Genomic DNA, 15,171 nt, shown 5'->3' with positions numbered 1-15,171 from the left:
AGGCAAGAATACTACTCCCATGAGGTGATCCATAATGAAACTTTTTTATATTGTATTGGCGCTTATTCTGGCTTCACTGAACTTAAGACCACCGATTACTTCCATTTCTCCTCTGATGAGTACCATACAGAATGATCTGGGTTTGAGCGGCATGACCGCCAGTCTTTTAACTACACTACCGGTATTATGTATGGGCATATTCGCTCCATTCTCTGTAAGACTAAGTAGAAGGTGGGGGAACGAAGGTGCCATTGTGCTGGCTTTAATCCTTATTGGGATAGGTACGGGATTACGATTGTTTGTAGGCGCAACTCCGTTGATGATGTTCACTTCTTTTCTGTCAGGTGTAGGGATTGCATTGGCAGGGCCGCTGTTGTCCAGCTTCATTAAGCAGTATTTCCCTAACCGAGTGGCAGCCATGGTCGGCATCTACTCTACAGCAATGGTGATGGGGGCAAGCATTAGTGTGGGATTATCGGTTCCGCTTCAGCAGACGTTGAGTGGATCTTGGAGAGGTTCTTTGGCTACATGGGCATTACTCGCAGCCATTGCATTGCCGATCTGGTTAAAATTAGCTTGGTCTGCGCGTACAGAGAGACAATCCGGACAAACTTCGGCTGTCATTCATGCACCACTTCCGGTGAAGAACAGGCGTGCATGGGTGCTGACACTGTTCTTCGGACTGATGGCCGCGATCTTCTATTCATTAACCGCCTGGCTTGCGCCAGCCATTCAGAGCCATGGATATAGCCAAGAGACTGCTGGCAACATTCAAACGTTATTTACATTGATATCACTGCCCTCAACGTTATTCATTCCCATGCTTGTACATCGGTACCAAAAACGTGTCTTCTGGCTTGTTGGATGTGCGATGTTGGAGTTAATAGGTGTCCTGATGCTGAATCTCTCTGTCAGTCCGTGGCTCGTTGCGATTCCGCTCGGGATTGGTGCAGGTGGACTGTTCCCGATTGCACTTATGTTGCCGATTGATGAGACAAACAATGCTCAGGAAGCAAGTAGCTGGTCGGCTATGACTCAATCTGGTGGCTACATTCTTGGAGCACTTGGACCGCTGGCGATTGGCTGGCTCCGCGATCTAACAGGCAGCTTCGTGCAAGCATTTTATGGTTTGGCTATCATCATCGTGTTGCAGATTATCGTTCAATTGGCTATTGGTAATAAAAAAAGTTTAAAAGTTAGCCAGGAGCAGAGCTAAAAGGCATGTAAAGTAAAATGGATATAGAAATATGATGATCTTTATACATGATCCAATAAGTCCAGGTAGTACTGCCTTAATGCTTTCTGTAAGATGACGGGCTCCATAATCTTAATCGATTTACCATAGCCTGCAAGATATCTCACTATGAAATCAAGCTCGTGAGGTTCATATGAACCGACAAGATACATGTGTCCCCTCTTCTCGATGATCTGCATAGATGGGAAATGTTCTTGCTGGAATAGTTCCATCCCGGCTTCGTCCATAAGGCATTTGAATGGAATTGCTTGTCCCGATGGTTTCCATAGAGATTGGGCATCCTGTGAATAGAGTTCCTTTACATGAGTTAAAGGTTCAATCTCCGTTGTTTCGGCTGAAATGATGCGGTCGCAGCGGAATACACGATAAGCTTGTTTATGCAGATCATAGGCCTGACAATACCAATAACCTTTCCTGGCATAGAGCGCGATGGGTTGAATGGTGCGGATATTGGTGTTTGCAGAAGATGGCCTTTGATCAGAGGATCTACGCTGATTAGCGTACGTAATCTGGATCACTATATTCTGAACAGCAGCCATCAACAGAAACTCCAAATGTGCACTATCGCGGATCTGCTCCGTATGTTGGAAGTAAACCCGGTGTTGGATGTTCTCAATATCCTGTCGTTGCTTGTCGGATAACGCGCTCATAAATTTCTCATGAATGGTCCGGAAAGAGACTTGAAAGGGTAAGCTGGAGAAGCTACGGAGAGCCTGCATCGCAAAATAAAGGGCATGAAGCTCACCCGTATTAAACGAAATGGGAGGCAGCTGCATCTGTTGCAGCAGTCGATATCCGCCGTAGCGTCCATATTCGACATAGATGGGCGCACCTAACTCTTCCAATGAAGTGATATCTCTTAACGCGGTTCGTTTGGAGATCTGGAACTCCTGCATGAGATCTTGCAGAGTGAACTGTTGTTTTTGGTTAATAAAGCGCAGCATCTGGTTCATACGTTCTGATTTTTTCATATCAAACCCTCTTAAAGGTGCCATAGATTGGCACCTTTCGTTGTTATAGTGATAAGTGTAATCCAATAGGAACAAGGAGGCAATATAATGAATTTTGAAGTGATACCATTTTTGTCGATGAACGGGGATGCGGCGGCAGCCATTGCTTTTTATGAAGAGTTTCTGGGCGCCAAGGTGATATTCAAGAAAAGTTATAAAGAGATGAAGGAAATGAACCCGGGTTTCGAGTACCCTGCCGGTCAAGATGAGTATATTACACATTCGGTGCTGGAGATTGGGGTTAACAAAGTCATGATTGCGGAAGAAGCAATGGACACGGAGAGAGCATGGCAGCTGGGGAACAGCACGTCACTATGTATTCAGTCCAAAGATAAAGATACCATCGATCAACTGTATCATTCTCTGATGCAACATGAGGGTGTGAAGATACTGGTACCGTATGAACAAAATGAATTCAGCCCAGGATACGGTATTGTACGGGACCCATTTGGCATTGCGATTCAGCTATGTGTAACTGTACACGATTTTTAAAATGAGTTCAGGCCCCCGGTTAAGCACTCGATATGTAAACCTGTAACTAACTTAAAAACATCGAAAAAAGAAGAGCCATGGATATCATGCGCTCTTCTTTTTTCGGTTTCTATACAAGGTTGTTCGAGCAACCGATGGTTATAGCGGACCCCTTTTCGTGTAAATCATATAGGTACGGATGTCGCTGTGTACAAGCAAGTTCAATGGATAAAGGAAAGAAGGGATAACATGATTACGAGAGGAATTGACCATATTGGAATAACTGTACCGGACATGGAGCCGGCGACACTATTTCTACAACAGGCGTTTGGAGCTCAACTTGCCTATGACCATATAACGCCGGATGATCCCCCACAGGAAGGACCCGAGGCAGAGCTTAAATTAGGACTGCGTTCAGGAGCAAAGGTTATTCATATTCGGATGTTATCGCTCGGGGAGAGCGCTAGTATAGAGTTATTTCAGTACGCGAATACAGCGCAATCAGAGCCAGTTAGGGCATCGGATTATGGTTTGCAGCATATGGCATTGTATGTGGACGATATGCAAGAAGCTACACGACACTTCAAGGAATCGGGCGGGGTGTTGCTAACAGAGCCTGGGGCGTTGACCGGTCATATTGAAGGTGGGGAAGGCAATCAGTTTGTGTATGGAAGAGCACCTTGGGGGATGCTGATCGAGCTGATCTCTTATCCTGCGGGCATTCAGTATCCGAATCACAGTGAAACGAAGCGCTGGACACCACGAAAGAAATAATGGAGATGAGACTGGATAAGAAACAGGACGATGCACGACAAATCGTTCTGTTTTTCTTGTATATAGGGGTTAAACGGTTATTAAAAAACAGAAATTATGTTACAAATACGTTACAAATACAGAAGTGTATACCTCTTTGCCTTATGTTACGATACGTACTAGTAGATACAGAGATATTTTACGGATAAGATAAGTTATAACGTCTCTTTGCTGGACGATGAATATGCTCCGAAAGTATGTTGATGGAACCCTTTTATCCAGGATATTGAAGAAGCATTGAAACGAAGGAACAACTATATATTTTGACTTCACAGGGTTGCAATAAAAATAAATAACAACAGGTGATCCAAAATGCTGCAAATCGGGTATCCATAGTAGAGCCATCTAGAACCTGATGGATACATATGTTGTTATGATTGTTTTTTGCTAGTTAAAGGCTGTCTATTATGGAATGAACTGTGGGGGTTATCAAGTGTCTATATTAGATATGGAAAAGAAAGATGTTGTCACCGATGCAATGGTCATCAAGGCGATGGAGAAAAGTCTTGCTATCATTCGATTCGATCTGGATCGCCGGGTAACCTACGTGAATGAAGTTTTTGCCCAGACGATGGGATATACGGTAGATGAGATGTACGGCATGAAGCATCAGCAACTGTGCTTCGGTCAATTTGCAAATACTCCGGAATATGATGCTTTTTGGAATAGCATATTTAATGGTGTCAGCTTCCAGGACAAGGTTGAACGCAAGGATGCAAAGGGGAATTCTGTATGGCTTGAAGCGACATATATGCCGGTGTACGATGAGACGAATCAGAAGATACTGGGTGTCTCCAAAATCGCCACCAACATTACCAACCGTCAGAACAACATTTCTGTCGTAGTGAATGAGCTGAAAACGATGTCTCATGAACTGAATGGGCAGGCAGATGTAGGTATTGAACGCAGTCAGGAATTGATGTCCAGTATCTCCTATATCTCAGAGGTGTCAACTTCTAACCGTGCAACGCTGACTCATTTGCAGGAACAGGCCGGATCGATTCAGGGCGTGGTACGAACGATACGCGAGATTTCGTCTCAGACGCAACTGCTCGCGTTGAATGCTGCCATTGAGGCTGCACATGCAGGAGAATACGGACGAGGATTCGATATCGTGGCCAAGGAAGTTAAGAAACTATCCGCAATGGTGGAGAGTTCGATTAATGAGATTCGAGATAGCGTGACTGGAATAACCAAGGAAATTGGCAATATCACAGGTGGCACCAAAAAAGTAGAAGAATATGTGGAGCAGAGCCAGAAGCAGATTGAGATCGCATTGAATGATTTTACAGCAATTGCTGCTTCAGCTCACTTGTTGGATGCCAAAGCGGAGCATGTGACCAGAATCGTATAACAATATATAGTAATAGCGGTTCCTTTCACAGGAACCGTTTTTTTGTCGTTCAGTACTCAAAAAAACGGGAATTATTGTGATCAAACGGGGACACAATACTTGGGAATACCTGCAGCTATGTCATGCAGAGAAATGTTGGGGTGGGAACATGTGGTCAACAATTGTATCCTACGTGCCGGATTGGTCCATATGGATTCAGGCATTCTTGGTCTTCATCATTCCAATTGGTATTACATTGAGCATGCGCTGGATCAATGCTGCCATTAAGCGCGGAAGCTTCTCTCGTTCGAAGCCATCGTCCATATCCTCGAAGGATATCTCGCCAGCAGCCAAAGGGCAGGGTGAAGGGACCGAAACAGGCCACTATGCCAATATTAAATTAACCGAAAAGTACAGCATAAATCTGACGAGTGTGAAAGAAAGCTTTGGACTCAATGCAGACGTGCATATTCGGGAATTTATTATTAGGGGAACGAATACACGGGCTGCGGTCATTTATACCGAAGGCCTGGTAGATCAAGACTTAGTTGATGATCACTTGATTACACCGTTGATGTTCGAAGGTGTTCCTCTACTTAAGCAGGAGGGTTTCCTTCATCCAGACAACGCACACTTACTGTCGGCATATCTGCAAGATCAATTACTTCCTGTCAGTCTGGTTGAGGAGACGAAGTCCCTCCAAGAACTCGCAGTTGGTGTGTTGTTTGGGAAAAATGCACTGCTGGTTGATGGTTTGCCAGGTGCTTTATTAATTGGAGCTCATAAGATCAAAACAAGAGGTATGAATGAACCCTTGTCAGAGGGACTGCTTCGTGGGCCTCGTATTGGTTTTACAGAGCAATTAAGCGATAATACAGGCATTTTACGTCGTTATGGAAGTGATCAGAGCCTGTTTATTAAGAAGTATGAAGTGGGTTCACGGATCAAAAAAGATTTGGCGATAGCCTATATTCAGGATATTGCCGATCCAAATCTCGTTGCAGAAGTATGCAAGCGAATCGAAGAGATGGATATGGATTCAATGCTCGAATCAGGTTATGTGGAACAACTCATCGAAGATAATACGCTGAGTCCTTTTCAGCAGGTACTGAATACGGAAAGACCTGACCGAGTGATGGGTGCCCTTCTGGAAGGCCGAGTGGCAATTTTGTTGGATGGAACGCCATTTGTATTAATTGTACCGGTGACCTTTAGCATGTTGCTTCAGTCTCCAGAGGACTATTATGAACGCTGGATTCCTGGAACATTTTTGCGAGTGCTGCGTTTTATGGCCGCGATGCTGGCATTGCTTGCTCCTGCGCTCTATATCTCGTTTATCTCGTTCCATCCGGGTCTTATTCCAACCAAGCTGGTATTGACGATTATTGAAACGCGTACCGGAGTGCCATTCCCCTCAATTATTGAGGTACTCATCATGGAGCTTTCAATTGAAATCTTGAGGGAGGCCGGGATACGCTTGCCCAAACCGATTGCGCCAGCGATGGGTATCGTAGGAGGTCTGATTATTGGCCAAGCAGCCGTGCAAGCGGGAATAATAAGCCAATTTCTGGTCATTGTCGTTGCGGTAACAGCCATCTCTTCCTTTACGATTCCGGTCTATAGTGCGGGATTAACGCTAAGGATTCTACGATTTGCCGCTATGTTCAGCGCAGCCGTACTCGGATTGTTTGGCGTGGTTATGTTCTTTCTGCTTGTGTGTACACATCTGGCACGACTCTCAAGCTTTGGCGTACCTTATGTTGCACCAGCCGTTCCCTATCACATGAATGAATGGAAGGATTTTGTTATCCGTGCACCGCTAAATATGATGAGAATGCGTCCCAAAATGACTAATCCGATCGATGATGATCGGAAAAAATAAATGGAATTCCATCTACTGAAGGTCTGGAGGTGAACTAAGTGAATGGCTCCCAAGGAAAGCTAACCACGACACAGGCCGTTGTAATTATTGTCAATTACATGCTTGGTGCCGGGATATTGACACTACCTCGAACGACCAGCAAAGCTGTCGGAACACCGGATGTCTGGATTTCCATTATCCTATCTGGATTCATTATCATAGGTGTGGGAATAATTCTGGTTACCCTGTGTCGCAGATTTCCGGAGAAAACCGTCTTCCAGTTCACCCGTGAGATTACGGGCAGCTGGATTGCTTACATACTGGGATTGTCTATGATTATGTATTTCATAGTTATTGCCGCATTCGAAATCAGAGTTATGGCTGAAGTGACTGGGATGTATCTGCTCGAACGCACCCCCACCTGGGCGATTGTGATGGTCTTCATGTGGATCGGTGTATATATGATTTCAGGCGGGCTTGGCGTTATCGTACGTGTGTTTGAGATCATCCTTCCGATTACGATTATTATATTTGTGATTGAAATTTTGCTTAGTAATCAGCTATTCGAGATTGGCAATCTGAGACCCGTCCTCGGTGATGGGATTATGCCCGTTTTCCAAGGGTTGAAGCCTTCACTATTATCTTATACGGGCTATGAGGTGATGTTAATCATGACTGCCTATATGAAAAATCCGAAGAAGAGCAATAAAGCGATGACCTGGGGGATACTCATATCCACTATTATCTACTTGATCACGGTGGTGATGGTTATAGGCAGTTTATCGCTCGATGGCATCAAAACTCGAACCTGGCCAACGCTGGATTTGGTAAGAAGCTTCGAAATCCAGGGTCTGATATTCGAGCGTTTTGAATCCTTATTGCTGGTCATCTGGATTATGCAAATCTTTTCGACTACAGCAATTACACATTACTGCGCTTCGGTGGGTATTCGTGATTTGTTTCGTTCCAAAAAAATCAAAGGCATCATGTACGGCCTGCTGCCGTTCATTTATCTGACAGCAATGATACCCAAAACAGTGGATGATACCTTCGTACTAGGAGATATGCTAGGCAATGTGTCCGTATTTTTGTTTGGCATTTTACCTCTGGTACTACTGTTGTTAAGTCTGATTCGCAAAAAAGGAGGCAAGCATGCATGATTACATTCCGCATGTTGTTACGCTTAGCCACTGTATTATGCATTCTCTTAACGATATCCGGATGTTGGAGCAGTCGAGAGATAGAGGATCTAAGTGTCTACGTTGGTCTCGGGATCGATATCGGCAAAGAGACGGAATTTGAGGAGAACATCGCCAATCAGGGAGGAGGGTATTCCAAGCAGAACAATGTGACAGCCACGGTACAGATTGCTCCGGGTAATTCCAGCAGTCAGAAGAGCCAACAATCCGGTTCGCCTGCTTCTGGTAAAACGTCCTATTCCAATGAACAGCTTACCGGAGATTCCTTGCTGCAAATCTTTCGTCAGTTTGCACTGAGACGAGATCATCCGCTCATCGGACATCATCTGAAGGTTATCGTTGTGTCCAAGGATATCGCCAAAAAGTATGGTCTGGACCAGCTGCTGGATTTTGTACTTCGGGATAACGATATTCGTCCTAACTGTCTGGTGTTGATTAGCCATCATCGCGCTGTTGATGTACTGACTTCAGATGATCCTTCCCGGATTCCAGCATTTTATCTTACAGGTATTACCGGTAATTCATACTTGTCCAATAAAATCCTGGACCCCGTTCTACTCTCCAAATTAGATGCACAAATGCAATCCGGTTCCAGCTTTTTGCTCCAGAATGTACTGAACTTCAATGGAGAGGACAAGTTCTCCGGTGCCAGTATCTTTGATGGGAAAACAACAAAATTCATCGGGGAACTCAGCCAAACGGATCTAGAAGGGCTATCTTGGCTCAGACCTAAAGAAAAAGGAGGTATCTTGAAGACATACAATAAAGAGGGGTTCACTGTTGTATATGAAATGAAGAAGAAAAAAACAACAATAATTCCAAAAGTGGTTGGCGATGATATTTCATTCCATGTGAAAACTGAATCCGAAGGCTGGTTGATGGAGGATTGGCGTGCTCCCGAGGAAGAGGAAAAAGGTGCGTATCTCAGTGAATTGGAAAAAGAATTTGCTGAACTTGCCAAACAACAGATTCGACAGTTGTTATACAAACTGCAGCATACCTATAAAGTAGATGTTGCGGATTTTCGGGATAGCTTACGTATCAAAGAACCTAAAACATGGAAAAAAGTCAAAGACGATTGGGATAAAATTTTTAGCACCGTGCCGATCACGTATGAGGTAAAGACCACCATCACGAATCCGGGGTCTTCCACCGAATAACGAGGTGTGCCATATATTATTTAAATGTTGACACATTCATGATAGATCGCTATATTAGTAAAAAATCATTTTCTTATCCAGAGAGGTGGAGGGACTGGCCCTTAGAAACCTCAGCAACAGATCTGAAGGATACTGTGCTAATTCCAGCGGGTGAAAGCCTGATAGATAGGAGCGTTTGTTTTTATTTGTCAGTAACGGCGCACTCTTTAGGCAGAGTGGGTCTTTTTTGTTTTTTCTGGATGAAGAAGTAGGGGAGCAGCAGGTATGGAGAACAACAACGACAAAGGGCATTTTCAGCGGAAAATGCAGGCACGGCATGTGGTCATGCTCTCTCTCGGAGGAGTCATTGGAACGGGATTATTCCTCAGCTCAGGTTACACCATTCAGCAGGCGGGACCACTGGGAACCATTCTGTCCTATCTGATTGGAGCCATCGTTGTGTATCTGGTGATGCTCTGTCTTGGTGAACTGTCTGTTCATATGCCAGAGACGGGAGCATTTCATAGTTATGCAGCCAAATATATCGGACCGGCAACAGGTTACACGGTGGCTTGGTTATACTGGTTAACCTGGACTGTTGCGCTTGGCTCCGAATTCACAGCCGCCGGATTGCTTATGCAGCGCTGGTTCCCATCGGTAAACGTATGGATATGGAGCGCGGTTTTTGCACTGATGATCTTTCTGTTTAACGCTCTAACGGTGAAATTTTTTGCGGAATCCGAGTTCTGGTTCTCATCTGTAAAAGTAGTGACTATCGTAATCTTCATTATTATCGGTGGCGCAGCCATGTTTGGGTTCATTCCCATGGCGGATTCTGAACCGGCTCCATTTCTATCGAATATTACCGCATCCGGGTGGTTCCCTCATGGGGCTACAGCGATATTGATGACCATGCTTGCTGTAAACTTTGCCTTCTCAGGCACCGAGTTAATCGGCATTGCCGCCGGTGAGACGGAGAACCCGGAAAAGACGATACCAAAGGCTATTCATACAACGCTGTGGCGTTTGGTTATTTTCTTCATCGGAACGATTATTATCTTGTCGGCCTTGCTGCCCATGTCGGATGCCAGTGTACTGGAAAGTCCGTTTGTAGCGGTAATGGAGCGGGTGGGTGTACCCTATGCAGCAGACATTATGAACTTTGTTATTCTGACGGCGATTCTCTCTGCTGCCAATTCAGGCCTGTATGCATCTTCACGTATGCTCTGGTCTCTGGCTGACAAAAGAACGATCTCTCCGTGGTTTGCCAAATTGACCAAAAGCGGAGTACCGCTGAATGCACTTCTGATTAGTATGGTGGGTGGTGCGCTGGCCTTGCTGTCCAGCATCATTGCGCCAGGTACCGTGTATATTACACTGGTTTCCATTTCAGGTCTGGCTGTCGTTGCAGTATGGATGAGTATCAGTGCCTCCCAATACATGTTCCGCAGACAATATATCCGGGAAGGACATGCGGTCAAAGATCTGGTCTACCGCACACCACTGTATCCGGTGGTACCAATTGTTTCATTTATATTATGCCTGGCTTCATGCATAGGTATTGCCTTTGACCCGACACAGCGAATTGCGCTGTATTGTGGGGTTCCGTTTATCGCAGTATGTTACGCTGCTTATTATCTGACAGAACGTGTGAATAAGAAAAGAGGACAAGTACATGACGCAAGCACAACAGAATAACCCCATAGAACAGATCCTTCGTGAACATCCGGTCATGATTCTGGATGGAGCGTTGGCAACGGAACTCGAACAGCATGGATGTGATCTCGATGATCCACTATGGTCTGCTCGTGTGTTGCTTGAGAATCCGGATGTTATTGTTCAGGTCCATGCAGATTATTTTCGAGCAGGAGCCGACTGTGCGATTACATCCAGTTATCAGGCGACGGTGGATGGTTTCCGCAAGAGAGGGATCGATGAACAGTCAGCACTGGAGCTGATCCGCAAGACGGTGGAACTGGCTGTACAGGCGAGAGATGTCGTGTGGGCAGAAGTGCAGAGTAGTTTAGTAGGGAGAGAAAGCTCGACAGGTCAGCTTGTAGAAGCTCCTTCGGTACGTTCCGAGAACGTAGAGAATGAGGAGCATATAACAGATCGTACAGTAGATCGCGAAGGAGACAGTTTTCGTCCACGTCCAATTATTGCCGGGTCCGTTGGTCCGTACGGCGCCTATCTGGCGGATGGTTCAGAGTATGTGGGACATTACGGCGTGTCGGATGAGACGCTGGCCGCATTTCACCGTCCGCGTATGGCGGCGCTGATTGAAGCGGGTGCTGACATTTTGGCGTTTGAGACAATTCCTTCGTTGCAGGAAGCACAAGTGCTGGTTGATTTACTGAAGGAGTTTCCTCATGCGTATGCCTGGTTATCCTTTTCTTTAAAAGACGGGACAAGCATCAGCGAGGGCACACCGCTTGAGGTATGTGCACAGACGTTTGGCTCCGAGCCGCAGATTGCTGCAATTGGCCTGAACTGCGCTCCGATGGAAGTGGTGACGGAAGCAGTGGGTATTCTCAGCAGTGCCAGCGACAAACCTGTTATTGTGTATCCGAATTCGGGAGAAGTATATGATGCAGCAACGAAGACGTGGAGCGGACAGGGTACCTGTGGCAGTATGAGTGATGCTTCGGAGCAGTGGGTTGCTGCGGGCGCGCAAATTATTGGCGGCTGTTGCCGAACAACGCCACATCAGATTGGTGCACTTGCGAAGAAATGGCGGAATTAGTTCATATCATGATAACAAGCCCTTCCACATCCTATAGAGGTATGGAAGGGCTTGTTTTATTGTGTTAAGGCATTCTGATTACATTATTCGATAACCAGTATACGTGGCGATGCTTCCCGAATGATTCTCGAAGAGAACCACGAGCCAAGACTGGCTGCAATGATGCTTAGACAGGTGAACAGTACCATTCCACCCCAATGCAGGATCAGTGGAAGCTGTACGATACCATAACCGGAAAGGACCATTTCGAGTAGAAGAGGCAGCAGGTATACGCCGACGAAAATACCCAGTATGGCTCCCACGGAGGACAGTATGAACATTCCCATGGTGAGCGACAACCGGATTTGACGAGATGTCAATCCCAGCGATTTGTATATCCCGTACGTTCTGCTTTCTTTACGGATATTGATTCTACAGGTACTGAAAATAATGATGAACGTCACAATGATAAACAGCAATCCGATCAGGCTCATCGGATAGATCAGGATGTTAGCGGCTTCCGCGTAAACCGAATCAAGCAAAGTCTTCTGAGTGACTACCGAAGCAAAATCTTTAAATTGCTCATTTAATTCAGAGGCAACCTTACCCGCTTGTGCCATATCGTTCACATTGATGAAGATAACATCAAATTCACTATAATCCGGGTTCACACTTCTCATGGCATCAATGGTGATTCTGCCTGAAACAGACATGTTGGCGAACGCCTGATAGATGCCTGTGATGAGGAATGTACGCTTTTCTCCTTCAATAAAGATATCGATAAGATCACCGAGATCTTTATTTGATGTTTTGGCTACACTTACACCAATGGCAATTTCATTCGCATGTTGTGGGTTAACCCCTTTTAACGTTTCGAATCCAAGTTCCTGATAACTCCCGTCCAGTACACTCAAGTTGAGACTGATGGATTGGCCCTCTACTGCTGCCAAAGACTCCGGGCTAATTACACCCGTTGTGTTCCCTTGCCAGCCTACATTGCTGATCCTCGAATCCTGCGCTAACACGTGCTTTAGTTCAGCCTTGGGGAAGTTACTTTTGTTCACTACGACTGCTGCGATATTGGCATTGTCATACCCCCATTTAGCTGCGGTCTGTTCAATTCCGTTTATACTGGTCAGCAGAACATACCCCAAAACTAGTACGGAGGAAGCCATGGTAGTCAGCAGGATTGTTAGAACAGAGCTTTTGGTGTTTTTGAACACATGTCGGAATCCAAGCACGGCGGTCACAGGCAGTCGTGTGAACCCGATCCAGTGCGCCAATGGCGAATTCATTTTGCCAGCCATCCGGCTGTGATCTGTCTCCGACATACCATAACGAATAGCCTGCACGGGCTGTATGCTGCGTGCCTTTTTGGCATGTAACACAGTGAACAGAATCACTAGAGTAAATAGTAGTACGCCGGCCAGTATGGCCGCATCCAATCCTTGAACTGGAATGTTCTGATTCCCCACTCGAAGAGAGGATACAGAAATATTAATGATCCATTTGGATATCCATATACTGAGTGCAAGTCCAGGGATAATGGCTACGATGGATATCAATGCATATTGAATAACATAGGTGCCTATCGTTTTTCGGGAAGTCAGACCTAGTGATTTGAGGATTCCTATCGTTCTGTAATTGGCCAGGATGGCATCCGCAATCGTAAATCCGATGGTCATCAGGGCGATAGAGAGCATGACAACACCCATGAATATCATGATGAATCCAATAACCTGATTGATGATCAGATAAAAAGAGGCAATGGCCTCGAACTCCATTTTGGATTCCAGAAACGGAATACCTGTCTCACGATTGTACCGTTCCCAATACACCGAATTCATGCTGTAATCGTTAAAATGGATGCCCATCATACGATTCTCGTTGCCAGCAAGTGTAGCGAGATCATGTTGATAATCGGCAGGATTCATCCAGACCCGTGCTGTATTGGAGAAGGGTGCCCCGTATGGTACATCGATGACAATGCCCGATACATTCAATTCAAGTGTGCTTGAGCCGGTTTTGAAGCCAATGGTATCACCTACCGAGATATGATAAGCATTCGCCATGGACGTTGGAATCCAGACGGAGCCTTGTTCGGGAACTGTGTCGGGCGTCCCGCTTGAGAAAATTAGTTCATCCACACCCCAAGGCGGCGGAGGCGTATTAAACATGTACAGGTAGATGTTAGGGATGTGAGTTTCATTCAAAATGATGCCTGAAAATGTACGATACGTTAGCAAAGGGGACACCTGAACTCCATCCTGAGAAGCCCACCAGTTGTGCACAGCGTCAGGGTCATTCATTCCTTTTTCAAACGTCAGGATCTGATGAGATCCATGGGTTCGGGTATGCATTTCATAAAACTGATTGCCGGTGTTCGCCAGAATGACAGTAGCTGTAGATACAAGAAGTGTCGAGAGAAGCAGGAGCAGCGCAATCAACGCATTTTGTATTTTGTTCCTACTCAGATACGACAAGCTAAGTTTAAATATGACTGCCATCGTTATTCCTTCCCCGTAACCAAAGCGAAGATAATCGCTTCACGATCCTGAATTTGATGTTCGTCATAGGTGTCAAACTCAAGGATTCCGCCAATCTTGCCGTCTTGAATATAGATCAGGCGATCTGCCCGACAGGCGGCCTTGATATCATGCGTCACCATAACAACAGACTGTCCTTTTCGATGAATATCTGTAAGGATATCGAGAACGGCTGTGCCATGTTCCATATTTAAGCTTCCGGTCGGTTCATCCGCAAAAATGATATCCGGCGAATTGATCAAAGCCCGTGCAATCGCAGCTCGTTGCTGCTGTCCTCCGGAAGTTTGGGATGGGAGGCGGTTACGCTGTCCATCAATATCCATGGCATTCATCAGCTCAGCAGCGCGGGATAGGATGTCCTTCTTTTTGTTTCCTGCAATATATCCCGGTAAAGCAATGTTCTCTTTGATGGAAAGGTCTGGGACCAGATTGATACTTTGATAGATATAACCGATCCGGCGGGTGCGGAAATCGGACATTTGACGTTCACTGTAAGCGTCAATCCGCTGGTCGCGAAAATAGACCTCACCTGCTGTAATCTGATCCAGTCCGCTTAGCAGATATAAGAGGGTTGATTTGCCAGAGCCAGAGTTACCCATGATGACCGTGAATTCCCCTTCATAGATATCAAGATCAACATTAAGGATGGCATGATGTTGTTCACTTCCGCTGTTGTACGTTTTGCACAGATTCTGTGCACGGATAATCACCTTTTTGGACAATTCGAATCACTCCCGAGTGCAATATAGGATTTATTCTAGAGGAGGGATGTTGAGGAAGCCTTATCAAATTATGAATAAAGTATTACAGCTGTTGAGTGTG

The 15,171-nt window shown here is 45.6% G+C and carries 12 protein-coding genes and 1 riboswitch; of the genes, 9 read left to right on the top strand and 3 right to left on the bottom strand.

Going from position 1 to position 15,171, the window contains the following annotated elements:
- Positions 1-34: 34 nt before the first annotated feature.
- Positions 35-1,216: an MFS transporter gene (locus MHI55_RS27240; RefSeq protein ID WP_340387679.1), complete on the top strand. Its 1,182-nt coding sequence runs from the start codon at positions 35-37 to the stop codon at positions 1,214-1,216.
- Positions 1,217-1,257: 41 nt separating this feature from the next.
- On the opposite strand, the gene MHI55_RS27235 is transcribed toward MHI55_RS27240, so the two are convergent.
- On the bottom strand, positions 1,258-2,226 hold the full coding sequence (locus MHI55_RS27235; protein WP_340387677.1) for a YafY family protein: 969 nt from the start codon (positions 2,224-2,226) through the stop codon (positions 1,258-1,260).
- A gap of 87 nt (positions 2,227-2,313) precedes the next feature.
- On the opposite strand from MHI55_RS27235, the gene MHI55_RS27230 reads away from it, so the two are divergent.
- The 8 genes from MHI55_RS27230 (at position 2,314) to mmuM (ending at position 11,824) form a co-directional block, all read left to right on the top strand.
- Positions 2,314-2,757, top strand: coding sequence for a VOC family protein (locus MHI55_RS27230; RefSeq protein WP_036606754.1), 444 nt, complete (start codon positions 2,314-2,316; stop codon positions 2,755-2,757).
- 228 nt (positions 2,758-2,985) lie between these two features.
- Positions 2,986-3,510, top strand: a complete 525-nt coding sequence (locus MHI55_RS27225; RefSeq protein ID WP_340387675.1) for a VOC family protein — start codon at positions 2,986-2,988, stop codon at positions 3,508-3,510.
- A 487-nt stretch (positions 3,511-3,997) separates the two neighbouring features.
- Positions 3,998-4,903, top strand: coding sequence for a PAS domain-containing methyl-accepting chemotaxis protein (locus tag MHI55_RS27220; RefSeq protein WP_036607056.1), 906 nt, complete (start codon positions 3,998-4,000; stop codon positions 4,901-4,903).
- Positions 4,904-5,051: 148 nt separating this feature from the next.
- Positions 5,052-6,764 (top strand): spore germination protein, encoded by a 1,713-nt coding sequence (locus MHI55_RS27215; protein ID WP_036668138.1) that lies wholly within the window; start codon positions 5,052-5,054, stop codon positions 6,762-6,764.
- A gap of 38 nt (positions 6,765-6,802) precedes the next feature.
- Positions 6,803-7,903 (top strand): spore germination protein, encoded by a 1,101-nt coding sequence (locus MHI55_RS27210; RefSeq protein WP_076253519.1) that lies wholly within the window; start codon positions 6,803-6,805, stop codon positions 7,901-7,903.
- A complete protein-coding gene (locus tag MHI55_RS27205; protein ID WP_076253520.1) occupies positions 7,900-9,102 on the top strand; it encodes a Ger(x)C family spore germination protein in 1,203 nt (400 codons plus the stop codon). The genes MHI55_RS27210 and MHI55_RS27205 overlap by 4 nt, the downstream gene beginning before the upstream one ends.
- A gap of 70 nt (positions 9,103-9,172) precedes the next feature.
- Positions 9,173-9,274, top strand: a riboswitch (SAM riboswitch).
- Between the two features lie 92 nt (positions 9,275-9,366).
- Positions 9,367-10,779 (top strand): S-methylmethionine permease, encoded by a 1,413-nt coding sequence (gene mmuP, locus MHI55_RS27200; RefSeq protein ID WP_340387673.1) that lies wholly within the window; start codon positions 9,367-9,369, stop codon positions 10,777-10,779.
- Positions 10,757-11,824 carry a homocysteine S-methyltransferase gene (gene mmuM, locus MHI55_RS27195; RefSeq protein WP_340387671.1) on the top strand — a complete coding sequence of 356 codons (1,068 nt, stop codon included), beginning with the start codon at positions 10,757-10,759 and terminating at the stop codon, positions 11,822-11,824. Before mmuP ends, mmuM begins: the two co-directional genes overlap by 23 nt.
- Positions 11,825-11,907: 83 nt before the next feature.
- Here the strand turns inward: mmuM and MHI55_RS27190 are convergent, their stop codons facing one another.
- Positions 11,908-14,310 (bottom strand): FtsX-like permease family protein, encoded by a 2,403-nt coding sequence (locus tag MHI55_RS27190; RefSeq protein ID WP_340387669.1) that lies wholly within the window; start codon positions 14,308-14,310, stop codon positions 11,908-11,910.
- Between the two features lie 2 nt (positions 14,311-14,312).
- A complete protein-coding gene (locus MHI55_RS27185; protein ID WP_340387667.1) occupies positions 14,313-15,071 on the bottom strand; it encodes an ABC transporter ATP-binding protein in 759 nt (252 codons plus the stop codon).
- Between the last annotated feature and the right edge of the window lie 100 nt (positions 15,072-15,171).

It is taken from the genome of Paenibacillus sp. FSL E2-0151 (genome assembly GCF_037993015.1).
Classification (GTDB): Bacteria; Bacillota; Bacilli; order Paenibacillales; family Paenibacillaceae; genus Paenibacillus; species Paenibacillus amylolyticus.
The sequence above is the reverse complement of the archived record's forward strand: the minus strand, read 5'-3'. Positions and strand labels throughout refer to the sequence as shown.